The following is a 24,756-nucleotide window of genomic DNA, read 5'->3' on the forward strand; positions in this document are numbered from 1 at the left end:
TCATGAAGGTTCTTACCGACATATTAGGACGGACGCTATTCATGAGCTTTTTTATTATTTTATTGCCCATAGGTGCGTATACCATACACAATGGATCGAGTGCGATGGCAGCCGCGTTTAGCTATGCGGTACTGTCCGTGTGTATTCCTTTTTTTTATCTTACTTCATCGCGTAGTGGCTTTGGCCCGGCAGAAAAACGCGCTAATCGTTGGGTGTATATCTTAATGTGGTTTCTCATTCAAGTAGGCACATATGGAATTTTTATGGCCTTTGATTTAACGTGGTTGTGGGAATTACCGACTATCGGCCGTGATATTGTCTTTATACTGATCATGTATTGTCAGGTGGCGATGGGACTGTGGCTGGCGTATGGTGTTTCCGGTTTAGTAAGAGGTGAACAGTAATGGTGCAAGGTATGCTGCGATTTAGTGCACTGTCGGCGTTGGGATGTATTCCCTTTTCTCTGCTGGCCGGTATGGGGCATTTAACAGGTACATCCGTGTTGGTGTTTGTGCTATTGGCACTGGTTGTGCCGGTGTTGGTATATCGTAATATGCATGTACGCTTAGGCATGGAGTTTCCTTGGCGCACAGGAATGTATGTATATAGCTGGTTGGGGTGGAATGTATTTTTCCTAGCCGGTAATGGCTTGGTACCTTTATCGGTCACGTTAACAGCACCGTGGCAGATTACGATTGTGTGGGCAGCGGTGATGCTACTGGCTATTGTGCTAATGGTAGGAACAGCTTCACTGTTAACGGCGTTTTTTAATCGACCGCGCCAATTTGGATTGGTTGATGAAACACTGGATATTGCGGTGTATAGTTTACCTTTGCCTATGCTGCTGCTTGGTGATTTATTGGTGCTGGACGTAAGTGACCCGTTGGTAGCCATGCAAATCAGCAACACTGTGTTTGGTATGCTGGCTCTTGTTGTGTATGCACTGGTGATCTTGACGATGGCTACGATTGCTTTGTATTTATATCCGCGGCACGGAGAGAATAAGGCCGTTAGGTTATGTCGTATTTTGGTTACGGCTGCAGTATGGTTGGCTATTAACGGCCATATGCTATACGGCTGGAAGCCAGAGTGGTCATATATGGTGCTTGATTTCTTGCTTCCGGTATTCCGTGGTAGCTATTTAGTATATGTAACGCCCGGCCTTTTTGAAGTTGTTGTACTATATATTTCTATGTGGCTTGGCAGATGGGTAGAAACTATTTGGGAGCGTAGACAAAATCAGAAAGAAAAGATAGCCAATGTAGACATCATTATGCCATCTAAAAATAATAATGATAAGTGATAACTAAATAAATGAATATATTGATAGCGGCTTGACAAATGCAGGTCGCTATATTAGTATACTAGATGATTTTGTGATCTCTCAATGTCTGTATCTTTTTGAACAGAACGGAAGAAGGCATGTACGAAATCATCTTTTTATTTTTTTATTTCGACTTATATCCCGTGGGGAATAAGAACGGAGGAATTACACATGGCAAAAGAACAGACAATGGATGTAAAGGCACCGTACGCGAAAAAACGATTTTCGCTTCGGCAAATTGCGGTGGTAGGTTTACTTTCGGCACTGACCGTAGTGCTCAGCGTAACCGGTTTGGGATTTATCCCTATTCCGCCGATTAATGCTACCATATTGCATATTCCGACTTTGATAGGGGCTCTCGTAGAAGGTCCTAAGGTAGGGATGGTGATTGGTTTTGTTTTCGGTGCGTATAGTATGCTACAAAATATTATGGCACCAAACATTATGTCCTTTGCATTTTTAAATCCTTTGGTAGCGGTAGTCCCGCGTATGTTAATTGGACCGGCAGCATATGTAATCTATAAATATATGCCGATAAAACGAGCAGCGATAAAAGTGGCAATTTCGCTTTTCTTAGGAACGATGATCCATACTATTTTGGTTATGGGGATGATTTATCTCATTTATGCGGAACCTTATGCGGCAGCGCAAGGAATTCCGGTAAGTAATGTTCTTAACATTGTAATCGGAGTGGCTTTATTCCATGGACCGTTGGAAGGTTTAGCAGCAACCGCTATCGGTACTCCGGTAGTGATGGCATTACGTGCAAAGTTGAAGAAATAATATCGTAGACGGTATTGTTTACAGAAAATATATACATGGCACTTCGCAAGAAGTGCCATTTTATTATGTATCTTTAGATTGTTGAAGTTCCGTTAGGAGTCGAAATAATAAATTACCGCTAGTCGGGTGCGAAAAAGATTGTGTCCATATATTTTCATAGATGGTATAACATCTGTCAATATAAATTAGTAAAAATTATAGAGTCAATTTGACAATATTAATATTTTTAGATATAATGGATTATGTTATTGAAAATGAATAACCTACGGAGCTAACCCATCCGTAGTCCGCAACTTGATATAACCCGATCGTGTTGCAGTACGTTTTATAAAGGAGGTTCGATTATGAGCAGAATCAGAACGTTATCGAACCGCTTATCAGTGCTGGGATATAGTGGTTTCGAAATTTCGCATATTATTAATAATGCCGCCGGCGGAAAGCATTTACATGCGTTGACGCACTCACAGTTGCATGAGGTAGCACGGCAGTTAGAAGAATATGTAGCGCTGGGTACGGAATACGTAGCGTCTTACAGTAAATAATGACTAGTAAAAGAGACTATCGATGGATAGTCTCTTTTTTCTTATATATGGATAGTATATAATAGATAAGATATAACAACTATGAGCGCGTAGTACTAAAGAAATATACTAGGAGGAATTATGATAAAAAGGCACGCAGATAAACGAAAAAAACGTGCTTCCGCGACAGCCTATGCGGCGGGAGAGAATGCACACGCCGTTGTAATTAAGGCAAACAGTACCAAAAAATTATATAAAAATAAAAAAAAGAAATCCGGTGTGACAGGTCGTGGTCGCAGTAATGTGAAACAAAGTGGCGGAGCACCGTTGGGAATAAAGTCAAATAGTGCTCGGCAAGGAAATCGCACATTACGGTATACTCGTCAAGACAATCCTATAGCTACGAAAAAGACAACACACATGAGTATGTCTGTTAAATGCATGGTATTCTGTGATGGCGAAGTACTTCTATTGCAAAAGAAAGATAGAGAAGGGTTGCGTCCGTGGGAATTTCCCGGCGGTGGTTTGGAGTTTGGTGAAGACTTGCGAGCGGCGGCTATTCGCGAGGTCCGCGAAGAAACAGGTCTGTCTGTCCAAGTGTTAGATGTGGCCGGCTTGTGGTCGTTTGCTCGAACGAAAACCAGTTTTTTAACAGGTGTTATATTCGTAGCAGAAACAACATCAAAGAGGGTACGTTTATCACATGAACATACGGACTATGCCTGGGTGCGTCCGGCAGATTTTCATCGGTATCACTTACAAAAATCATTGCGTACAGCATTGGAGGCTATTCGGGATACAAGTCCTCGCGGTGATGAGTTACGACATTATTTTGTAGAAACATTTCGCTAGGAGGTTGCATGAGCGAAGAGAGTAATAGGCAAGGATGTGCAGTGGATGACATGTCGACACAGGATGAGGGAAACATAGGTTGCCATAGAGAAAACGATGTACGGGCGAAGGGGAATCAAAATGATATGCCCTATGTGCGTATGCTGGAAGAATATGTGTCGCAACACTATGTACCGTTCCATACACCGGGACACAAAATAGGTAAGTCTGCCCCGGTCTTGTTACAACATTGGATGGGGCCGGCCTTACCGTATGATTTGGGTGTCATGTATGCCCTGGATGATTTACATGAGCCGGAGGGACCATTAAAAGAAGCGCAGGAGTTGGCAGCGCAGCTGTACGGCGCAGAGCATACTTGGTTTTCTATTAACGGCACCACAGCAATTATTCAAGCTATGATTCTAGGGACAGTTGGCGAAGGGGATGCGATAATTGTTCCTAGAGAGGCACATCGCTCGGTAATAGGCGGTCTTGTATTAAGCGGCGCGCGGCCTATTTATATGGAAGGACGATTTAGTGAACGATGGGGTGTTCCTTTGGGAGCTTCTGTTGATGAAGTATGTCGGACGATGGATGCGCATCCTGAGGCTAAAGCGTTGCTATTGGTACATCCTAATTATTATGGTATCGGTGTAGCTATAGAGGACATTGTTGAGGAGGCTCACCGTCGAGGAGTGATAGTTCTTGTCGATGAGGCACATGGACCGCACTTACCTTTTGGTAAAACCATGCCGCTAGAAGCAATCGCTGCCGGTGCTGATGTAGTGGCACAGAGTACGCATAAGCTAGCAGGATCCTTGACGCAGACCTCTATGTTACACGCACAAGGTAAATTGGTGGATTACCGACGTATTACACAAGCGCATCAATTACTACAAAGTACCAGTCCGAATTATATTTTTATAGCTTCTTTGGATATGGCACGTCATCAATTAGCTACGGAAGGTAGGCAATTGGTAGCGGCTACGGAACGCTTGTCCGTTTCCGTGCGGCATCGGTTGCGTACTATTACAGGTATAGCGGTGCCGGAAGCTAACGACTTTGGCGGCGATGGCGGACTTGACTGCACAAAAATTCTTATTGATTTTAAAGGGCTACAGTTATCAGGTCGTGAGGCGGAACAGCGATTGCGCAAGCATCGCATTGAAGTTGAATTGGTGCAGGGCTATCATGTGCTCATATTGTTGACAATCGGTGATGATGAAACATCAGCTAATGCCTTAGTACAGGCGGTGGCGGCTGTTAGCAAGGAGCGACTTGACGAATTACATAGAATGAATATAGAGGGTGTACAAGGTAAGCATAGTGATCCTGCTCATGAGCTAGGGAGAGAGGCAATTACGGCCCTCGCAGGTTCGGAGGTGCGATTGCCTAAACCTGATGTGGTGTTGACACCGCGCCAAGCCTGGCAGGCAAAGAGAGAAAACGTAGCATTGACGGATGCGATAGGTCGTATTAGTGGCGAAACCATCAGCTATTATCCGCCGGGAATTCCCTTTTTGGGGATGGGAGAACGGATTACACCGGATGTAGTAGCGTATATAAAACGACGTCGTTCCCTGGGATATGTACCGAATGGTGCCAAGGATGAAAGCTTACAGACGATAGTGGTGTGCAATGAGGAGTAATATATGGGACGATTGATTATTATTGAAGGTGGCGATGGTAGCGGTAAGGCCACGCAAACAAAGGTATTGGCACAGCGTTTACGTAGTGAAGGGTATGCGGTTAAGACTATAAGTTTTCCTAATTATGATAGTCCGGCAGCTATGCCTGTTAAGATGTACTTAGCCGGTGACTTTGGTAAATCTCCTGATGCTGTCAATCCCTATGTGGCCAGTTCTTTCTATGCGGTAGATCGATTTGCTTCCTTTCGCCAAGACTGGCAAGAAGCTTATGAAGGTGACGCGATTATTTTGGCAGATAGGTATACTACGTCAAACATGATTCATCAGATGGTAAAATATGATAATCCTGCAGAGCGCAGAGCCTTCTTAGATTGGTTGGAGGACTTTGAGTTTAATAAATTTGGATTGCCGCAGCCTGACGCGGTATGTTTATTGGATATGCCTTTATCTGTAAGCGAAGCGCTGATGGCAGACCGTGTAGCTAAAACGGGTGGTGCTACCGGTGATATTCACGAAAATAATCACGCATATCTCAAGGCGGTTCATGCTGCTTATGATGAGTTGGTAGCACGATATGGTTGGCATAGGATTGCTTGTTGCAATCAGAAGAATCAATTGCGTAGTATTGCCTCGATTCATGAAGAATTGTATGCGGCGATACAATCCGTAATTCTTTAAAATATCCTCTTTTTAGTATATAATATAGATACTTACGCACAGTAGGAACAGTACTTGTATATAGGGAGGAAGGCGGATGTCATATTTTTCACAGGTAGTGGGACAGCAATCGATTATCAATCATTTGACTACGCTCGTTACACGAAATATGCTACCGCATAGTCTGCTATTTTATGGCGAATCTGGTTTAGGAAAATTAAATACGGCTATCGGATTGGCTTCTCTTTTAATTGGCAGACAGGCACTCAGTCCCGATCGAGGTGAAACCTTTTTGCAACAGGTGCACGAAGCAAGGCGACAAGATGGTGAGTCTGAAAAGAAGGCATCCGAAGAAGGTTTGCCCATTTATGTTGACGGTGGAACTGTCTTTTGGATCCGGCCGACGAAGACCGTGCTAAAAGTAGAGCAATGGTATCGTTTGTTGCAGGAATACATGGGACGCGCCGGTGATGGTAACCGTGTGGTAATTGTGGAGGATTTTCAGACGGCGAATGCAATTATGGCTAATGCCATGTTAAAGACGATTGAAGAGCCGCCACCGAATGTGTATTTTATTATTATTACTACACAGCTTTCTTCTGTCTTACCGACAATTCGGTCCCGCTGTATGGCAGTAGGATTTGGAGCTGTTGATGATGACAGTATACGACAGGCTATGAAGCAAAGAGGCTATCACGGTGATTTGACAGAGGCGTTGGCAGCGGGACACGGAAATCCCTTATTGGTGCAAAAATTAGCCGAAGAAGGGGTACCTAAACAATTAGAAATAGCTGTTACCGTATTGGAATTGTTAGGTGAACGTCGATTTTTTACACGTATTTCTTTATTGTTGGAATCGCTGGATAGGGAAACGCTGCGAGAGGTGTTTCGCTGGATGCGCGTTTTGGGACGTGATATGATGGTACTCCGTGCCGGTGGTGCCCATAGTTTGTTGCAGTGTCCCTTATATGAGGAACGACTGTTGCGTATGTTACACGGATGGAGCACGCGATCATTGGTAGTACTGCAGCGAGAGCTGTTGGATGCGGATGATGCGTTACGATTATATGTGAAAGCCGCCTTGGTGGTAGATGGAGTCATTATTGCTCTGCGCCGAGCGGTGAAGGAGGATATACGGTGATTACCATTGTAGGTATTCGATTTAAAAAAGCCGGGAAGATTTACTATTTTTCTCCCGGTGGTGCCGATTTGGCATTGGGCGACGGCGTTATTGTCGAGACGGCGCGCGGTGTTGAATTCGGTGATGTTGTTATTGCGCCGCGGCAAGTAGACGATGATTCTGTGGTACAGCCGCTGAAAAGTGTTATTCGCAAAGCGACGGCTAAAGATTATAAGCAGGTAGAAAAAAATAAACAGCGTGAGAAGAAAGCCTTTGATATCGGTTTGGAAAAAATTGCACATCGAGGCTTGCCCATGAAACTTATTAATGTAGAGTATACATTTGACATGAGCAAAATTATTTTCTTCTTTACTGCCGACGGTCGTATCGATTTCCGCGAGTTAGTTAAGGACTTAGCCACTGTATTCCGTACACGTATTGAATTGCGTCAGGTCGGTGTGCGTGATGAAGCAAAAATTATTAACAGTATCGGAGCCTGCGGACGGCCGCTGTGTTGTTCTACATTTTTGGGAGACTTCACACCCGTGTCAATCCGAATGGCTAAGGATCAGAATTTAAGCTTAAATCCAACTAAAATTTCCGGCGTTTGCGGCCGTTTGATGTGTTGCTTGAATTATGAAAACGATTTGTACGCCAAGGGTGGCGATTTATATACGGAAAAAACAAAACAGGCGCCGGTTATTACAGAACCACCCGGTGTGGGTAAAGAAGTAGTTACCGATGAAGGGCTTGGAAAAGTTGTTCGTATTAATCGTAACAAGAAAATGGTCAAGGTACAATTTGATGGAGGTCGTACTGTTGATTTGCCGTGGTCGGAGGTAGCTTTGCCGGATGACTGAGCATGTGAAAGAACGGTTAGTGGATCTTTTAATCGACGATTTGAAAATTTGGCAACGACCCGATGAATTTTGTTTTTCGTTAGATACGGTTATTCTTACCTATTTTGCTACCGTGCATAGCAAACGAAGGTATATTGATTTAGGGACCGGAACGGCAGCTATCCCCTTGCTGTTGACATCAAGGGGGGCCGGTACGGTTACTGCGGTAGAAATAAATCCGGTTATGGCTGACTTGGCCAGGCGGAATGTGAAGATGAATGAACGCGAGCATCGTATTACCGTAATAGAGGGAGATTATCGCGATCGTACGCTACTTGCGGCGGAAGCCTTTGACGGTGTCATTGTGAATCCGCCGTATTTTTCTGTAGGCAGTGGGCGTGTAGCAACCGGTGTTGGACGGGCTATGGCTCGCCATGAAACGGTGACGGCATTGGATGATGTCTTGGAGTCGTCCTACCGTCTGGTCAAGTTTCATGGACATGTGTGGTTGATTTATAGGGCGGAACGATTGGCAGAGCTACTCGTCGGTATGGAGCGATATAGGCTTACACCGAAACGATTGCGAATGATACATAGTTTAGTAGGGCGTCCGGCGAAGTTGGTTGTGGTGGAAGGTCGTAAGGGGGCTGCGGCCGGTATGGAAGTGGAGCCTCCTTTATACGTATATGAAACGTCTGGTGTGTATAGTGAGGAGGTAATGAGCTGGTATGGAGGAAAAGACTGGCATACTGTATCTTGTGCCAACACCCATCGGTAACATGGAGGATATGACGTACCGCGCCGTTAGAACGTTGGCAGAGGTAGATTATATTGCTGCCGAAGATACAAGACACAGTGGTATTTTATTATCTCATTTTGATATTCATACACCGATGATATCCTATCATGAGCATAATAAGGCGGAAAAAGGAACGCAGCTGTTGACGATGCTGCAAGAGGGTAAATCTATAGCGGTCATCAGTGATGCGGGCATGCCGGCAATCTCTGATCCCGGTGCGGACATTGCACGGCGGGCGCTGGAAGTCGGAATTCGGGTTGTTCCTTTGCCGGGAGCCAATGCGGGACTGACGGCACTTATTGCTTCCGGTCGGGATACGACGGGATTCTGCTTTATCGGTTTCTTACCGAAAAAGGGACGACATCGCCTCGAGGTATTAACGCGCGTCGGCGCCTATGAAGAAACACTGATCTTCTATGAAGCACCGCACCGAATCCGCGAAGTATTGAGTGATATGAAGATGGTGTTGGGAAATCGTCCGGTTGCTATTGCCCGCGAGCTAACCAAACGTTTCGAGGAATTTACGTATACCGATCTTGCATCTGTTGTAGCCGATGAGGAGAGTTTAACCTTGAAAGGTGAGTTTGTTATTATCATTGGCGGAGTTAAAACGCGACTTGATGAAGATAACGCTGAGGGGTATACTAATATAAATGACCTATCCTACGAGGAAGAGGTTGGAGAACTGATGGCAAAGGGTATCGCCAAAAAAGAAGCCATACGCGAAGTGGCGAAGCGGCGCGGTGTATCTCGCCGTGGGGTATACAATGCCGTTGAACGAGCGAATCAAACTAATAGTGAGGTTCGGAGCCAAGCCGAGGAGGAACAAGAATGACAGAGAAGAAAAAAACGTTTTATATTACGACACCGATATATTATCCCAGTGCGAAGCTGCATATTGGGCATACTTATTGCACGGCTATTGCTGATACAATTGCTCGATATAAACGCCGTGCCGGATTTGATGTACGCTTTTTGACTGGATCTGATGAACATGGTCAAAAAATTCAGCGCATTGCCGAAGCTATGGGAATTACTCCTTTGGAATATACCACTGATATTGTTAAAGGTTTCCAAAATCTGTGGAAGAAAATGAATATCTCCAATGACGACTTCATCCGGACGACGGAACCTCGTCATGAAAAAGTGGTGCAGGAGCTATTCCAAAAGGCCTACGATAAGGGAGATATTTATAAATCTACTTATGAAGGTTGGTATTGCACACCGTGCGAAACCTTTTGGACAGAACAAAAGCTGGGAGACAATCATACCTGCCCGGATTGCGGTCGCCCCGTAGAACGCATTCAAGAAGAAAGTTATTTCTTTAAGATGAATAAATACGCCGATCGTTGGCTGAAGTTTATCGAGGACAATCCGGACTTTATTCAGCCGGAATCGCGCCGCAATGAAATGATTCAATTTGTAAAGCAGGGTCTGGAAGACCTATGCGTATCCCGCACTAGTTTTGATTGGGGGATTAAGGTGCCCTTCGATCCGAAGCATGTTGTTTATGTATGGTTCGATGCGTTGGTTAACTATATCAGTGCGCTGGCACCGGATGATCCTACCAGTGATTTGTACGAACGGTTCTGGCCGGCTGATTTACACTTGGTTGGTAAGGAAATTGTTCGATTCCATTCTATTATTTGGCCGATTATGCTTATGAGTTTGGAGTTGCCATTGCCTAAAAAGGTATATGGTCATGGCTGGCTTATTGTTGACGGCACCAAAATGAGTAAATCCTTGGGGAATGTGATTGATCCGATTCCGCTTATCGATACCTATGGTTCGGATGCACTGCGTTATTATTTGCTCAGTGAAATTCAGTTGGGCCATGATGGTAACTTTACATTGCCGAATTTTGTACAGCGTGTCAACTCTGATTTAGCTAATGATTTAGGTAATCTGTTAAATCGTACGGTAGCTATGATTGAAAAATATCATGGTGGTGTGATTACGGCTATGCCGTCGGTTAGTGAATTTGATATCTCCTTAAAAGAAATGGCAGAAGAAACGGTGTCTACCTATGAACAATGCATGGAAAACTATGAATTGAACCGTGCATTGAAAGCGGTATGGGCATTTATCGGTCGCACGAATAAGTATATTGATGAAACTATGCCGTGGGTATTGGCGAAGGGTGCTAACGAAGGAGATGCAGAACGTCTGCAAACAGTTATGTATCACTTAGCCGAAGCATTGCGCATTATCGCTGTATTGGTAGACCCGGTAATTCCGACAGGCGCACCGAAAATTTGGGAACAGCTTGGTCTTTCCGGATTTGAGACAGCATCACTTGATGATGTACGTGCTTGGGGCGGATTGGCCAGCGGTACTAAGGTACAGAAGGGACAACCGATTTACCCTCGTTTTGATATGCCTGAAATGGTAGAAGCAACACCGGTTGAAGAACCGGCACAGGAAGAGGAAGCTCAGGATATTCCACCGATTAAAGAAAACATTGAATATGATGATTTCGCTAAACTTGATTTACGAGTAGCTACAGTGTTGACCTGTGAAAAGGTGAAAAAATCTAGGAAGTTGTTAAAATTCACGTTAGACGTAGGTGTCGAAGAACGTACGGTAGTAAGCGGCATTTCGCAATATTATGAACCGGAACAGTTGATTGGTAAAAAGGTAATTTATTTGGCTAACCTGGCACCGAAAAAATTGATGGGCATTGAGTCGTATGGTATGATTTTGTCCGCATCAGATTTTGCGGATAATTTGGAAGTAACAAACATTGATTCCTTGCCGGCAGGAAGTCTGGTGAAATAATATGCGTTTATTCGATACTCATGCGCATGTTAATGAGGAGCGCTTTGATAATGATCGTACCGAAATGTTGGACGCTTGTTTTGCGGCAGGGGTAGAATATATTATGTGCCCTGCTGTGGATAGGGCTACGGCAGAGTCAGCCATCGCCTTGGCAGATCAGTATGAACAAATTTATGCAGCGGTGGGTGTACATCCTCATGAATCGAAGGATGTTACCGAAGAAGATTACGAATATTTTAAAGATATGGCATTACATCATGATAAGGTAAAGGCCATTGGTGAAATCGGATTAGATTATTACTATGATTTCTCTGATTGTGAAACACAAATGAAAGAGTTTAAGCGTCAGTTAGCGCTGGCTCGTGAAGTCGATTTACCTATCATTATTCACGATCGTGATGCACACGGTGATATTCTTGATACACTGCGTACGTATGGCAAAGGAAATTTCGGTATTTTCCATTGCTATTCCGGTAGTTGGGAAATGGCTAAAGAGTGTATGAAGCTGGGATATTATATTTCGTTTGCAGGACCGGTAGTATTTCCGAAGTCCACACGACTAAAAGAAGTAGCACAGCAAGTGCCGTTGGACCGGATTTTGATTGAAACAGATTCGCCATACTTGACGCCGCCACCGTTCCGCGGTCGCCGCAACGATCCGACAAAGACACAATTTGTAGCAGAAGAGATTGCGCGATTGAAAGGAATAACAGCAGATGAACTGGCTGAAATTGCGTTGGAAAACGGTAAACGTCTCTTTGGCATTCAGTAGATGATTTCACTGATTCGTTAATGTTGATTACTGACAATTTTGCGAATGATAAACTTATAAAGGAAAGCGTCGCTTTTTATGGGAAAATCCTATTGAAGGCGACGCTTTTTTGTGGTTAGACTTGAAAAGAATGTCTGCATTGGGTAAGATTGAAGTAGATCGTCTACCGCAATACGGTAGATTTTACTTACCATAGGTAATGCAATTAGTATCGAGCAGTGAATTATTATAGGGGGATGCGATGAAGCGAGTTTCATTTATAGATTTGGGTTCTAACTCCGTACGATTTGTAATTATGGAAATTGCAGATAACGGTAGTTATCAGTTGATTTATCAACAGAAGGAGAGTATCCGCCTAAGCGAGAATATGTGGACACATAACCGTCTTACGGAAGAGGCGATTCAACGTGCGTTGAGTAGTATGAAAGCCTTTTCTCATATGGCAGAGGCGATGGACAGTCATGAAATTTACGCGGTTGCGACGGCAGCGGTGCGGTTAGCGCATAACGGCGGTGAATTTATCGATCGGGTAAAAGAAGAAACAGGAATTGATTTGGTTTGTATCAGCGGTGAGGAGGAAGCGCATCTTGGGTTCCTCGGTGTCATTAACACAATCGGTTTACGAGATTTTGTGTTGTTTGACTTGGGCGGTGCCAGCGTGGAAGTGACATTGGTACGAGATAGACAGGCTTTGCGATCGGTTAGTCTTCCCATGGGGGCACTAACATTAACCGGTAAATTTCAAAGTGGTAAAGAGATGTCCGGTGAAGAGCGGCTGCGCATGCAAGCATATATTCAGGAGCTGTTGTCGGATGAAGAATGGCTAGCCGGAGTGGGATTACCTTTGGTAGGTATCGGCGGTACGGCACGTAACCTAGCAAAGATGGACCAGCGTGCTCATGAATATCCTATAGCCAAACTTCATAATTACGAATTGACGAGAGAGCGGTTGGAGGCTATTTATCGTCAAGTATGTAATAAAACATTGGCACAGCGGCGCAAGATTTCAGGATTATCACAGGAACGGGCCGACATTATTATTGCCGGTACGGCATTAATCATGGAATTGATGGATTACACCAAAGCATCAGCTATGCGTGTTAGCGGATGTGGTTTACGTGAAGGTTTGTTTTATCGATATTACGGCGAGAATTTCATGAATCCTGACGGTATCATTGATAATATTTTGCTTCATTCGGCAGAAAATGTATTGTTGGGAATGCCGCAAAACGATTTGATTCACGCGAAATACATTGCACGTTTAACGGATATGCTCTACGAGCAGTGGCAAAGTTTGCACGGCGGTGATGATCGAATGCGCGAACTGCTCCGGGTAGCTGCGCTACTGCATGATATCGGTAAACGAATTAATTATTACAGCCATGCGCGGCATAGTGCGTATATGATTGTCAACAGTAATTTGTATGGAATCTCCCATTACGAACAAGCAATGTGCTCTTTTATGGCCGCCGATTCTCACGGAGCTAATAGCAAATATATGAAGACTAGTCCTTATGGTCGTCTGCTCAGTGATGATGACAAAGGTGTGGTACATCGTATATCTATGATGTTGGCGCTGGCGGAGGCCATTGATGAAAGCCATGAACAGGCTACCGTGTCTGTATCGACAGTCATCAAGGACGACGCGGTAGAGTTGACTGTATGGACTAAGCATGGTGTAAATACATCGATTGCGGAAGTGGCAGTTAATAAATTGTTGAAGCAATTTAAGAAAGAATACAAGAGAACATTACATGTTAAATGGTGCGAAGCCTTGTAAGGAGGTAACGATATGGCCTTACAAAAGCCCTTGCTTTACGGAATTTTACATCTGGGAGCAAGTAGTATGAGTATGACTATCGTTGAATACACAACGTTAGACCAAGTAAAAATAATCGAATATGCCAGTCGTGATGTTACGTTTGGGGAAGAACTGTTTCAGAATCATCGCCTTTCCTTTGACACGATTGAAGAAATTTGTCGTGTGTTGAAGGGATATAAACGATTGATGAAGGAGTACGGCGTAACGGAGTATAAGGTGTATGGCACGGCGATTGTTCGAGAAGCAGATAATAGAAGAAGTATTCTGGATCAGATTTTTATCCAAACCGGATTTACCGTTGAAGTTGTGGATATGCCGAAAGAAATTTATTATAAATACTTTGGACTGTACTATCATATGACAAAGGAAGGGTTTACCGATACAAAGGATGCTGCTTTGTTTTTGGATATCACTTCGGGCGGTGTAGGCATCACTGTATGGCAAGGCGGTGCTATGCTCTTTCAAGAAAATGTACATATCGGTACCTTGCGTGTTATGGAATCGTTTAATCGGAATCAAAGATCGTCGTTATCGTTTCCTGATGCGGTAGGCGAATACCTTTATAGCATGTTATCGCCGGTGCGTGATGAAGTAAGTCGTTTTAATGTAAAATATGTTATTTTGTCCGGGGACGAAGCAAAACAAATTGCGCGCCTAATGGGTGTTGAGTCTTCGGGAGCAAGAGGAACGGTAGCTATGCTGCCACAACAATTCAATCAATTTGTGGATTCCTTTCACGGTGTCACCTCTACAAAACTGATGAATCGTTTCGGCTTACCGGAACACCGCGCTAATATTTTGATGCCTACATTGGTTCTGTATCATGAAATATTAAAAATGGTTCACGCTCAAACGTTACTTATCAGTTCATCCGGTTTTGTTAACGGAGTTACTTTGTACTATGGAGCGGAAGTAGAAAATCATCCGTTTTTATATATGTTGCGTGAACAAAATGTACAACTGGCACGATCGGTAGCACAACGATATCATGTGGATGAGACGCATGCTCGGGAAGCAGAACGGTTTGGGCTGCAGATTTGTGATGCCTTACGGGATCATGGAATTACAACGCGTATGGCATTTTTATTACGTATAGCAGCCATTCTTTCGGAAGTAGGTAAGTATGTAAGTCTGCGCAATCACAGTGAACACGGTTATCACATCGTAATGGGAACGGATATTTTCGGACTTTCCGATCGAGAAAAGGAAATTGTGGCCAATGTTGTGTATTATCAATATAAGGGAACGCCCGGTGATGACGATGATAATTTTAGGCGCCTTAGAGAATTACAAAAAATTTGTGTCACAAAATTAGTGGCTATTTTACGTATAGCACGGGCATTGGATGCTAGTCATAAGCATAAGATTGAACGTATTTCATTACATCGCCGTGATAGCAACATCGTGGTAGAAGCCGTAGCACAAGAGGATGTATCTCTGGAAAAATGGACCTTTGCCCGAGAAGCCGACTATTTCAGCGAAGTGTTCGGCTTATCTATCAAGCTTAAGATTGGAGGCAGATAAGGGATGTTTACCAATTCGAAATATTATTTTAATCGTGAATTATCCTGGTTAAAGTTTAATCAGCGGGTATTGCAGGAAGCCATCGACAAATCAAATCCACTTATGGAAAAATTACGCTTCATTGCTATTACCAGTTCTAACCTGGATGAATTTTTTATGATTCGCGTAGCCGGATTGAGACATCAGGAGGCTAATGGCATTGTTCGTTACGATGCGGCTCATATGGATGCGAAAGCACAACTCAAGGCAATTGATGAATCGGCTAAGCGCCTAGTGCGCGTACAATATACCTATTTGCGTAATGTGTTGAGTGCCTTGGAAAAGGAAGGTTTATATTTTGTTACGCCTCAGGACTTAACGGAGAAACAGCAGGCATGGCTGCGAACGTATTTTGAACGAGAGGTATATCCTGTAGTAACTCCGTTGGCTGTTGATTCGGGTCACCCGTTTCCGTTCTTGGCAAACAAGACGATGAATACAGTAGTTACGATTCGACATCGTGAGGGACGTAAAAATAGCACAGTAAATGAAAAAATTGCTATCTTGCCGATACCTTCTGTATTGAATCGCATTGTAGAGCTTCCGTCAGTAGATAAAAATAAACGTCAGTTTATGTATTTGGAAGATATCATTACCTATTATGCCGATGCATTTTTTATGGGACACGAAATTGTCAACTCCATGACATTTCGAGTGACTCGTGATGCGGATTTGGAAATTGATGAAGAGGAAGCAAAGGACCTTTTGCGGGAAATGGAAGAGTCCCTGCGACGTCGTCGACGGGGGGAAGCTGTTCGCTTGGAAGTTATGGGGGAAGGTAATAAAGACCTATTGCAATTCATTTTGAACAGTCTTCGTTTACAACCGGGCGATGTATATGAAGTAGGCGGCCATTTAGATTTATGCATGTATTTTGGGTTTTGCGATATGCCGGGCTATGAGCATTTACGTTATAAGCCTTTTGAATCGTGCGAACCGGCCGAACTGGTAGGGCATGAGGGAGAACGCATTTTTTCAGTAATTCGTCAGGGGGATATCTTCGTTCATCATCCTTTTGAAACGTTTAGGGTAGTAGAAGACTTTGTGGCACAAGCGGCTAACGATCCGGATGTGTTGGCCATTAAGCAAACATTGTACCGCGTTAGCGGTGATTCGCCGATTATTTCTTCGTTGGTTAAGGCGGCGGATAATGGCAAACAGGTAACGGTTCTTATGGAGGTTAAGGCTCGGTTTGATGAAGCTAATAATATATTAATGGCACGGCGCTTGGAAAAAGCAGGATGCCATGTAATCTATGGCTTGAAGGGGCTTAAAACACATTCGAAAATTACTATGGTCGTACGTCGTGAAGATGATGTTATTCGTCGTTATGTGCATTTGGCAACAGGGAACTATAATGGGAAAACAGCGCGTATGTATACGGACTGTGGGATTTTCACCTGTAATGATGAATACGGCGAAGATGCGTCGGCTTTCTTTAATTTAATTTCCGGCTATTCGGATCCGCCGATTTGGAATAAATTTATTGTGGCGCCATTAAATCTTCGTGAAAAAATTATGGCAAATATTGATGAAGAAATTGCTTGGGCGGAACGCGGCGAGGAAGCGTATATCATTGCAAAAATGAATTCGTTACTGGATAAAAAAGTAATTGCTAAGTTGTATGAAGCTTCTTCAAAGGGTGTTACTATTGATTTGATTGTACGAGGTATCTGTACATTGCGTCCAGGAATCCCCGGAGTCAGCGAAAATATTCGGGTGCGATCTGTTGTGGGACGTTTTTTGGAGCACCACCGATTATTTTACTTCCGCCATGGCGGTAAAGACAGCACATTTTTATCAAGTGCTGATTGGATGCCACGTAATTTAAACGATCGTGTGGAACTAATGATACCTATCGAAGAAAAACGTCATAAGGATCGCATACGTCGTATTTTGGATTTATACCTAGCGGATAATACAAAGGCGCATGTCATGCGTGCCGATGGTTCTTATCGAAAATTGGTTACTAAAGAAGATGGTATTAGCGTACAGAAAACGCTGATGAAGGATGCCTTGAAAGCAGTGGAGAAACCATCCATGACAGTTATAGAACGAATGCAACCGATGATGAAATCGGACAAATAAAATGGTTGAAATCGATGAATAGGGTTCTGCCATAAATCACCAACCTTATATGTATAGTGAGATGTATCTATCGTGGACATCCATAGGTGGATATAATTCTGCGAATCGTTAAGTTTGGTTGCCGTCGTTTATGGGGAGTTGGAATATGATTTTGATCCAATGAATTATCACTTCAAATGAATAATAGATTGAAAAGCCTTGTCCTAAGCGAATTTACAGCTCTTGAAGAATTGTAAATAACTTGACAAGGCTTTGCTATTACTTAAATGAATATAAAATGAAGAAATAAAAAGTGATAATATAATTTCAAAAATAAATATTTAGTCAGTGTATTTTTGTAATGGACTTAAAGAGATGAGGGGGAAATAAGAAAAGCATGATGAAATAAGAGTTTATCGTGTGCTTGGATGGACGATACTTACCAATGTTTGACGGAGGTATCTCTTTGTGGTAGAATACGTAAGGCAGGAGGGATTAGATGACAAAATATCTGACAATGCAGAAACGTCATATGACGTTACTGTTAACACTCTTACTTGTCTTACTGATTACCGTTTCCGGCTTTGCTTGGAATGTAAAAACGGTGACAATCGAAGCCGATGGTCAAACACAGACAATTAAGACACACCTCAACTCTGCTTCCGGAATTTTACGTGATGCAGGTATTTCCATGGGCGCCAAGGATGCTGTACTTACCAGCACGCAGACCCTACAAGACGGTACCGTAATTACTGTTTTGCGCGCGTTCCCTGTAAACGTAACCGTTAATGGCAAGACATCAACTGTGATGACTGTACAGCATACGGCACGGGGGCTGGCTGATGAGTTGGGATATAAGGCACCTAATTACGTACCTAGTGGTGATGAAGGCGAAGTGCTTAAAGCAGGCAGTTCTATTTCCATTGCTCATGTGACGAGTCGTTCCGTCAAGGAAACAGAACGACAGATTGATGTGCAAGAGGTACGTCAGCGTGACGAGACTATGCATATCGGTGAAACTCAGGTAGTGCAGGAAGGAACGCCGGGGGTAGAGCAGGTTCGTGAAGAAGTGCTCTATGAGAACGGCAAAGAAATAAAACGACGAATCATACAGAAAACTCCCCTTAAAGAAATGGTGCCAACTATTATTAAGGAGGGAGGCCGTGATTCAATCGAAACATCGCGCGGTAATATGCGATATAAAGAAGTGCTGACTATGGAGGCCAGTGCGTATTTACCCGGTGATGGAGACGGTCGAGGTATTACGGCAACCGGTATGGTAGCTCGCCGAGGAGTAGTGGCGGTTGACCCGGATGTAATCCCATTGGGTACGCGACTTTATATCCCCGGATATGGTGTGGCGATTGCAGCCGATACCGGTGGAGCTATTGTAGGTAACAGAATTGATTTGTTAATGGAAGATTATGGCGAAGCAATGAATTTTGGTCGACGTTCGGTAGAGGTCTACATATTACAGTAAGTGCATTATAGGTGAATGTGATATATAGGTTTTGAGGCGTCGGGAGAGAAATGAAATCTCTGTGATGAAATAAGATGCTCGTCAAAAGCGACAGACAGAACAGACGATGTGAAAGCTACTATCGTTTGACTGTTTGTCGCTTTTCTATTTATGGTAGATTTGCTAAAATAAAAGAGGCAAACTTGTAAGAAAGGCCGGTGATACATTATGTTAAAAGAAGTGATTGTAGTAGAAGGTAAATCGGATATACAACGCATTGCACAGGCAGTTGAAGCTGACTGCATTGCAACAGAAGGTTTTACACTGCGAGCCGGTGTGTTGGAACAAATCGAAGCGGCTTATAATAAACGAGGTATTATTATTTTGACGGATCCCGATACGGCGGGAGAACGTATCCGTAGATTTTTATCTAAAAAATTTCCTAATGCACAGCATGCATTTGTTGCGCGAGAAGATGCGTTGGCTAATAATGATATCGGCATTGAGCAAGCATCTCCGGAAGCCATTCGTCGTGCATTAGCTAAGTTGCATACGCAGACAATGACATCATCCGAATTGTTTACGATGCAGGATATGGTCGCTCACGATCTTACAGGCTGTCCGGCGAGTGCGGGCCGCCGTGCATTGATTGGTGATAAATTGGGAATCGGGTACGGTAATAGCAAACAATTTTTATATCGGTTAAATCATTATGGAATTACGCGTGAAGAGTTTAATGCTGCCTTGCGCGATGATCAAATCAGTTAACGGAGGAACTGCATGTTAGAATCTATTATAGCCAGTCCGGAAGTCGTACACTATGTCTGCAAGCGGTTTGGCATACATATGAGTAAGAAACTGGGACAGAATTTCTTAATTCGCCGCTCGGTGGTAGATGAAATTGTAGCTGCTGCGGAACTTACTGCAGGCGAGCCTGTGTTGGAAATTGGTCCCGGCATTGGTACGCTTACACAAGGCTTGGCGCAAAGTGGGGCAGCAGTGACGGCTGTTGAATTGGATCGTCGCTTGTTAGAAGTTCTTGATACTACCTTGGCACAGTACAACAACGTTCGTATTATTCATGGTGATGTATTAAAGGTAAATATTCCGGAGATTATGAATCATAAACCATTTAAGGTGGTTGCTAATTTACCGTATTACATTACAACGCCGATAATAATGTCTTTGTTGGAAATGAAGCTTCCCATAGAACGACTGGTGGTTATGGTACAACGTGAAGTGGCTGAGCGCATGGTGGCACAACCGGGAACGAAGGCCTATGGGGCGTTATCGGTAGCGGTTCAGTATTATACGGAACCATCTATTGTAATGGATGTGCCTCCACGGGCGTTTATGCCGGCGCCGGAGGTAACCAGTGCTGTTATTTGCTGCCGCTTGCGGGAGAAACCACCGGTGGAAGTAGCTGATGAAAAATTATTTTTCCGCGTCGTTAAGGCAGCATTCGCTCAACGTCGAAAAACCTTCAGTAATACGATGAAGACAACCGGTTTGGATAAGGAAACCATCGCATCTGTTTTAGCGAAAGCTAATATTGACGGCGCGCGGCGGGGAGAAACATTCTCTTTACAAGAATTAGCTGACGTAGCTAATGCATGGTATGTGTTGCTGCAAGATAAATAATGGTAAGATAATTAATAGTAAGATACGTAATGATAGGGTTATAGGACAAAACGTGTTGGCCCTAATCCCAATAAGTAGGAAATTCCGTAGACATATGAAGCTCGTTCCAAACAATGGCATCGCCCCAGTGTGGAATGCTACGATCAACACGGTATCGCCTATCGGCAACTTGGTAGGCTTTGGCAATGCATGCATCTGTAGGCATACAACGTAATATATTAGAAGCTGAAAGCGGTCTTGGTGAGTGCATATAGCACCACCAATAGACCGCTTTCAATCGTCTTTCAAGAGATAAACCACGGTGGTTTCTCAGCATGGCCCGTAGCTGTGCATTTACACCACCCTCTAATCGGTTATTGTAGGGCGACACTGCAATATCTATGAACTCTAAATAAGTAAATAAGGTCTCTCGTTTAATAAGTCGAATTAAGGATTTTTCTGCTTTTAAAAGTCGTTCGTGCGTAGAGCGTTGGTTTCCAAATTCATCCATAGTCATTTCCCGGAGAAAAGCATCATGCCTCATACGCCAGGATTCTAACTCCTCAATCCAGGCGGCAGCTTGGCCGAGGTTGTTAATGCTAAATAGCCTCTTGGATAGCTCGTACAACTCTCGTCCTGCCACTGTTTTCGGTCGGCCGGTAGTATACCGTTTTACCTGGGTAAAGGCGTGGAATATACAACGTTGGTGGTTCGTATGAGGCCAGCTTTCACGTAAAGCCTTAGCAAAGCCATAACCACCGTCTGAAATCACCACACGAGGTGCCACTATGCGTTCCATTAAAGCCTTCCATCCCCGGCTATTTTCATAGCGACACACATACCAACCAAGTACATGTTCATCACTACAGCAGATCAGTACACACAGTTTTCTAGATAGATAAATACCATCTAAATAGAGCACATCATATTGTTCCTCAATCTTAGGTGGCAGAGGCCATATAGACCAGAATTTAGCTGTTTTGCGCCGAAATGTACGGCCTTTTCCCGGCATGTCTGCCTGTACCTCCTTGCTGAAAAGCCACCTCAAAAATTGGGTTAATAATTTAGCCGAACTATCTACTTTCTCGGTAAACGTGTTATTACAATTACCACATTTCCAACGCTGTGTACCAGCTCTTGTTCTTCCATACTTGCTAGACTTTTCTCCACAATAAGGACATTTTATATATCGCATGTGAGTACCTCCAAAACAAAATACACTATTTGAAGATACAACCTTATTGAAAGCAGGTAAATTATGGGCTTATCGTGTCCATGACCAACACATTTTGTCCACCCTCAAAGTTGTCTAAAAAAAGTTTGAGAGCCGATGGCCCCAGTAAAATACTGATTCCATCGGCTCTTAGACCAACACATTTTGTCCTATAACTCTAATGATAAGATAAAAAGTAAAGTGATGTAAAAGGAAAGAGCACTGAATTAAAATTCAGTGCTCTTTCTGTATGTAGGACCAATTATAATGGGTTATACGCTAACCGAATATAATAGGTATTACAGCATTTTTGCCATAAAGGTGATTAAGAATGCATTGGTGAAGTCAATGAGGAAAGCCCCAACTAACGATACAACGAGCCATGCTTTAGGAGACGGACCGTGTTTATCAGCCAAGGAAAGCATATTTACGAGAGCGTTAGGCGTAGCCCCAAGACCGAAACCGATAGCGCCGGTACCGAGCATAACCGCATCGTAATTGCGCTGGAAAATCCAGAAAATGAGGTAGGCAAAGACAGCAATGGCAACCATCTGGTAGGCAAGAATAGCCAACAGCGGAATAGCCAAATCGATGAGCTGTACCAGTTTTAAACTGTTAATCGCCATGGTTACGAAGATACTTAACGAAATATTAGATACGGCATCTAATGCAGCGCTGTTAATACGATACGACCCGGTAAGGTCACCGTAGTTTCGAATGACAGCGGCGACAATCATGGCACCGATGTAGGCCGGTAACGGACCAACAGCAATAGAAAGGCCATAACTTACAATGGTACCTAGGCCCAGGGAAATACCAACGATGGCGATGGTATTCATTAACTGTGGCAATGTAAAGCTCTTGCTTTCTTCGTCTTCGTTAGACATATCAATGCCATCTGCCTGTAGCAGAGAAGGATCTTCGGCAGGTGTCGTTACGTTGTGCATCTTAATAATGCGTTCTCCCACCGGAGCCCCCATAAGCGTACCGGCTACCATACCGAAGGTGGCTGCCGCGATGGCTGCGGTAGCGATACCGGGCATACCCAACTGTTCTTGGAAGAAGGGACCGAAGGCTCCGGCTGTACCAAGACCACCCATCATAGAAACGGAACCGGCCATGATGCCGAATATCGGATGAATGCCCATAAGTTTTGCGATAATAATACCACCGGCATTTTGTACTACAATCCAGGCGGTACAAACAATCCAGAAAATAATAATACCAATACCGCCTTTTTTAAGAACGCTTAAGCTGGCCATAAGACCGATGGTAGTAAAGAAGGCCAACATGAGGAAGCTCTGTAAGGAGCTTTCAAAGGAAATGTTAATGATTTTATAATACGATAAAAACGCGCAGATAAATGCAAAGGGCAAACCGCCGATAGCCGGTGCCGGCATACACACTTTCTGCAAAAAGGATGAATGTTTTTTTATGAATTCACCCAGATACAATGTTACAATTGCCAAGGCAACGGTTTGGATCATGGATAATTTCAATGTCCAGACGCCGTTTACGAGGCTTAAGTCAATAAGACCTTTCACTTGAAAAACCCCCTTTTTGTATTTTATAGATTGGTCCTCGTCAACATAATAGCATAAAAATTTTTTCTATAGAATAGTTATAGGTATATCAATGACGCATATGTGTATCACTGTAATGTATATATTGAGGAGATACAATATACAGAACTGCTCCGGTCGTATTCTCAATAATTGAGAAGCGCACAGACAAAGGGTTTATATTTGTACGCACAGAGAAAATAGATTATTACTATATGAGATAGATGAGAAGGCTTTATGAAATACAATTACATAATTTATGACTTATCTATAATAGAAGGAGTTCTTACCAATAAATTTCATAGGTCAAGATATTGAAAGTCACGGCGAAGTGTGCTATTTTTATAACGCATTACATAGTCGGTGTAATGACGATGATGTAGGTGAAAATACCTCAACATTCAGGTGAACGGATAGGAATGGAGTCATAAGGGTATGAAACGAAAAATAAAATATTGGTGTACGGTTGTAGGTATATTTATTTTAGGTGCGGCAATGTATATAGGTGGGTGTTGGTGGACAGCCTCTTATTCTACTATCGCAGGAGTACCTATCCTTAATTATCATCAAGTGAATGATGTGAATTATTCACCACTTACTATGCAGGTGCCTCATTTTGAACAACAAATGGCATACCTGCACGATAACGGATATCATACAATTACCTTAGATGAGTTATATGCGTTTTTGGAGGAAGGTAAAGCATTGCCGGATAAAGCAGTGGTGATTACCTTTGATGATGGCTATCAAGACAATTATAAAAATGCGTTGCCGATTCTAAAAAAATATGGGATGAAGGCAACTGTATTTATGATTGGTGATTCTGTTGGAGCACCGCGGTTTATGACGGCTGATGAGTTGCGGACTATGCAACAAAATGGCATTGATGTTGAGTCGCATACATATAGTCATAAGGATTTGACGAAGATGAATCAAGCAAACGTTGAATCGGAATTGATGCGATCCAGGTTAATCTTGGAAGATATATTGCATAAGCCGGTGCGTTATGTGGCATATCCTTGTGGGTTTTACAACGATACGGTGTTGAAAGCCACCAAGGACACAGGTTATCGTCTGGGCCTAACGGTAACGACCGGGAATGCTCGGCGCGGTGATAATCCTTTAGCATTGCAGCGGCTGGCTGTGTTTGAAGGGGACGATCCATTCTTGAGTATGCGTATACGACTGCACATGGCTGATCTCGTAGGTAGTATGTGGAAGTTACGCGATGCGTTACGTGATCATGGTTATGTAGAAATTGCTTCTAAGGTGCCTTTGATTTAAAAAAGTAAAAAGACATCTTGACAGCAAGAGAAAAGTGTATTATCATGTATGAGTACTAATTAAGAAGTAGAGGCCATCCGCTTCTCACCTTTT

The 24,756-nt window shown here is 43.4% G+C and carries 22 protein-coding genes; 20 read left to right on the forward strand and 2 right to left on the reverse strand.

Going from position 1 to position 24,756, the window contains the following annotated elements:
* Positions 1–2 precede the first annotated feature (2 nt).
* From G344_RS0107225 to rsmA, 19 genes are all read left to right on the forward strand, one after another.
* On the forward strand, positions 3–404 hold the full coding sequence (locus G344_RS0107225) for a hypothetical protein (protein WP_028255604.1): 402 nt from the start codon (positions 3–5) through the stop codon (positions 402–404).
* A complete protein-coding gene (locus tag G344_RS0107230) occupies positions 404–1,303 on the forward strand; it encodes a hypothetical protein (RefSeq protein WP_028255605.1) in 900 nt (299 codons plus the stop codon). Before G344_RS0107225 ends, G344_RS0107230 begins: the two co-directional genes overlap by 1 nt.
* 192 nt (positions 1,304–1,495) lie before the next feature.
* Positions 1,496–2,107, forward strand: coding sequence for an ECF transporter S component (locus G344_RS0107235; protein ID WP_028255606.1), 612 nt, complete (start codon positions 1,496–1,498; stop codon positions 2,105–2,107).
* A gap of 344 nt (positions 2,108–2,451) precedes the next feature.
* Entirely contained in the window at positions 2,452–2,649 is a 198-nt protein-coding gene (locus G344_RS0107240; RefSeq protein WP_028255607.1) for a hypothetical protein, read from the forward strand.
* Positions 2,650–2,769: 120 nt separating this feature from the next.
* The gene (locus G344_RS12155; protein ID WP_244869508.1) at positions 2,770–3,480 is read left to right on the forward strand and encodes an NUDIX domain-containing protein; all 711 of its coding nucleotides are present in this window, start codon (positions 2,770–2,772) and stop codon (positions 3,478–3,480) included.
* A gap of 125 nt (positions 3,481–3,605) precedes the next feature.
* On the forward strand, positions 3,606–5,108 hold the full coding sequence (locus G344_RS0107250; protein WP_028255608.1) for an aminotransferase class I/II-fold pyridoxal phosphate-dependent enzyme: 1,503 nt from the start codon (positions 3,606–3,608) through the stop codon (positions 5,106–5,108).
* Positions 5,109–5,111: 3 nt separating this feature from the next.
* On the forward strand, positions 5,112–5,786 hold the full coding sequence (locus G344_RS0107255; RefSeq protein ID WP_028255609.1) for a dTMP kinase: 675 nt from the start codon (positions 5,112–5,114) through the stop codon (positions 5,784–5,786).
* 76 nt (positions 5,787–5,862) lie between these two features.
* On the forward strand, positions 5,863–6,906 hold the full coding sequence (locus G344_RS0107260; protein WP_028255610.1) for a DNA polymerase III subunit gamma/tau: 1,044 nt from the start codon (positions 5,863–5,865) through the stop codon (positions 6,904–6,906).
* A complete protein-coding gene (locus G344_RS0107265) occupies positions 6,903–7,745 on the forward strand; it encodes a PSP1 domain-containing protein (protein WP_028255611.1) in 843 nt (280 codons plus the stop codon). The genes G344_RS0107260 and G344_RS0107265 overlap by 4 nt, the downstream gene beginning before the upstream one ends.
* The gene (locus G344_RS0107270) at positions 7,738–8,502 is read left to right on the forward strand and encodes a tRNA1(Val) (adenine(37)-N6)-methyltransferase (RefSeq protein WP_028255612.1); all 765 of its coding nucleotides are present in this window, start codon (positions 7,738–7,740) and stop codon (positions 8,500–8,502) included. Before G344_RS0107265 ends, G344_RS0107270 begins: the two co-directional genes overlap by 8 nt.
* A complete protein-coding gene (rsmI, locus tag G344_RS0107275; RefSeq protein WP_028255613.1) occupies positions 8,453–9,358 on the forward strand; it encodes a 16S rRNA (cytidine(1402)-2'-O)-methyltransferase in 906 nt (301 codons plus the stop codon). The genes G344_RS0107270 and rsmI overlap by 50 nt, the downstream gene beginning before the upstream one ends.
* Positions 9,355–11,301 (forward strand): methionine--tRNA ligase, encoded by a 1,947-nt coding sequence (gene metG, locus G344_RS0107280; protein WP_028255614.1) that lies wholly within the window; start codon positions 9,355–9,357, stop codon positions 11,299–11,301. The genes rsmI and metG overlap by 4 nt, the downstream gene beginning before the upstream one ends.
* A 1-nt stretch (position 11,302) precedes the next feature.
* A complete protein-coding gene (locus tag G344_RS0107285; RefSeq protein ID WP_028255615.1) occupies positions 11,303–12,073 on the forward strand; it encodes a TatD family hydrolase in 771 nt (256 codons plus the stop codon).
* Between the two features lie 241 nt (positions 12,074–12,314).
* Positions 12,315–13,853, forward strand: a complete 1,539-nt coding sequence (locus G344_RS0107290; RefSeq protein WP_028255616.1) for a Ppx/GppA phosphatase family protein — start codon at positions 12,315–12,317, stop codon at positions 13,851–13,853.
* A 12-nt stretch (positions 13,854–13,865) separates the two neighbouring features.
* Entirely contained in the window at positions 13,866–15,419 is a 1,554-nt protein-coding gene (locus G344_RS0107295; RefSeq protein WP_028255617.1) for a Ppx/GppA phosphatase family protein, read from the forward strand.
* A 3-nt stretch (positions 15,420–15,422) separates the two neighbouring features.
* Positions 15,423–17,546 carry an RNA degradosome polyphosphate kinase gene (locus G344_RS0107300; protein WP_028255618.1) on the forward strand — a complete coding sequence of 708 codons (2,124 nt, stop codon included), beginning with the start codon at positions 15,423–15,425 and terminating at the stop codon, positions 17,544–17,546.
* A 478-nt stretch (positions 17,547–18,024) separates the two neighbouring features.
* Positions 18,025–19,005 (forward strand): 3D domain-containing protein, encoded by a 981-nt coding sequence (locus tag G344_RS0107305; protein WP_028255619.1) that lies wholly within the window; start codon positions 18,025–18,027, stop codon positions 19,003–19,005.
* 207 nt (positions 19,006–19,212) lie between these two features.
* Complete coding sequence (rnmV, locus tag G344_RS0107310; protein WP_028255620.1) at positions 19,213–19,752, forward strand: ribonuclease M5; 540 nt, start codon at positions 19,213–19,215, stop codon at positions 19,750–19,752.
* Positions 19,753–19,764: 12 nt separating this feature from the next.
* Positions 19,765–20,625 carry a 16S rRNA (adenine(1518)-N(6)/adenine(1519)-N(6))-dimethyltransferase RsmA gene (rsmA, locus tag G344_RS0107315; RefSeq protein ID WP_028255621.1) on the forward strand — a complete coding sequence of 287 codons (861 nt, stop codon included), beginning with the start codon at positions 19,765–19,767 and terminating at the stop codon, positions 20,623–20,625.
* Positions 20,626–20,686: 61 nt separating this feature from the next.
* Here the strand turns inward: rsmA and G344_RS0107320 are convergent, their stop codons facing one another.
* Complete coding sequence (locus tag G344_RS0107320; RefSeq protein WP_028255622.1) at positions 20,687–21,799, reverse strand: IS1249 family transposase; 1,113 nt, start codon at positions 21,797–21,799, stop codon at positions 20,687–20,689.
* Positions 21,800–22,116: 317 nt separating this feature from the next.
* Positions 22,117–23,304, reverse strand: a complete 1,188-nt coding sequence (locus G344_RS0107325; RefSeq protein WP_051245912.1) for a sodium/glutamate symporter — start codon at positions 23,302–23,304, stop codon at positions 22,117–22,119.
* A gap of 510 nt (positions 23,305–23,814) precedes the next feature.
* Between G344_RS0107325 and G344_RS0107330 the strand changes: the two genes are divergently transcribed.
* On the forward strand, positions 23,815–24,663 hold the full coding sequence (locus tag G344_RS0107330) for a polysaccharide deacetylase family protein (RefSeq protein ID WP_038155269.1): 849 nt from the start codon (positions 23,815–23,817) through the stop codon (positions 24,661–24,663).
* Positions 24,664–24,756 lie beyond the last annotated feature (93 nt).

This window comes from Veillonella magna DSM 19857 (assembly GCF_000428745.1).
In the GTDB taxonomy this organism is placed as follows: domain Bacteria; phylum Bacillota; class Negativicutes; order Veillonellales; family Veillonellaceae; genus Veillonella_A; species Veillonella_A magna.

Bases quoted from the DNA above. Each gene is read 5' to 3' on its own strand.
- G344_RS0107225 (WP_028255604.1), top strand. From the start codon at position 3: ATGAAGGTTCTTACCGACATATTAGGACGGACGCTATTCATGAGCTTT.
- G344_RS0107230 (WP_028255605.1), top strand. From the start codon at position 404: ATGGTGCAAGGTATGCTGCGATTTAGTGCACTGTCGGCGTTGGGATGT.
- G344_RS0107235 (WP_028255606.1), top strand. From the start codon at position 1,496: ATGGCAAAAGAACAGACAATGGATGTAAAGGCACCGTACGCGAAAAAA.
- G344_RS0107240 (WP_028255607.1), top strand. From the start codon at position 2,452: ATGAGCAGAATCAGAACGTTATCGAACCGCTTATCAGTGCTGGGATAT.
- G344_RS12155 (WP_244869508.1), top strand. From the start codon at position 2,770: ATGATAAAAAGGCACGCAGATAAACGAAAAAAACGTGCTTCCGCGACA.
- G344_RS0107250 (WP_028255608.1), top strand. From the start codon at position 3,606: ATGCCCTATGTGCGTATGCTGGAAGAATATGTGTCGCAACACTATGTA.
- G344_RS0107255 (WP_028255609.1), top strand. From the start codon at position 5,112: ATGGGACGATTGATTATTATTGAAGGTGGCGATGGTAGCGGTAAGGCC.
- G344_RS0107260 (WP_028255610.1), top strand. From the start codon at position 5,863: ATGTCATATTTTTCACAGGTAGTGGGACAGCAATCGATTATCAATCAT.
- G344_RS0107270 (WP_028255612.1), top strand. From the start codon at position 7,738: ATGACTGAGCATGTGAAAGAACGGTTAGTGGATCTTTTAATCGACGAT.
- rsmI (WP_028255613.1), top strand. From the start codon at position 8,453: ATGGAGGAAAAGACTGGCATACTGTATCTTGTGCCAACACCCATCGGT.
- metG (WP_028255614.1), top strand. From the start codon at position 9,355: ATGACAGAGAAGAAAAAAACGTTTTATATTACGACACCGATATATTAT.
- G344_RS0107285 (WP_028255615.1), top strand. From the start codon at position 11,303: ATGCGTTTATTCGATACTCATGCGCATGTTAATGAGGAGCGCTTTGAT.
- G344_RS0107290 (WP_028255616.1), top strand. From the start codon at position 12,315: ATGAAGCGAGTTTCATTTATAGATTTGGGTTCTAACTCCGTACGATTT.
- G344_RS0107295 (WP_028255617.1), top strand. From the start codon at position 13,866: ATGGCCTTACAAAAGCCCTTGCTTTACGGAATTTTACATCTGGGAGCA.
- G344_RS0107300 (WP_028255618.1), top strand. From the start codon at position 15,423: ATGTTTACCAATTCGAAATATTATTTTAATCGTGAATTATCCTGGTTA.
- G344_RS0107305 (WP_028255619.1), top strand. From the start codon at position 18,025: ATGACAAAATATCTGACAATGCAGAAACGTCATATGACGTTACTGTTA.
- rnmV (WP_028255620.1), top strand. From the start codon at position 19,213: ATGTTAAAAGAAGTGATTGTAGTAGAAGGTAAATCGGATATACAACGC.
- rsmA (WP_028255621.1), top strand. From the start codon at position 19,765: ATGTTAGAATCTATTATAGCCAGTCCGGAAGTCGTACACTATGTCTGC.
- G344_RS0107320 (WP_028255622.1), bottom strand. From the start codon at position 21,799: ATGCGATATATAAAATGTCCTTATTGTGGAGAAAAGTCTAGCAAGTAT.
- G344_RS0107325 (WP_051245912.1), bottom strand. From the start codon at position 23,304: ATGATCCAAACCGTTGCCTTGGCAATTGTAACATTGTATCTGGGTGAA.
- G344_RS0107330 (WP_038155269.1), top strand. From the start codon at position 23,815: ATGAAACGAAAAATAAAATATTGGTGTACGGTTGTAGGTATATTTATT.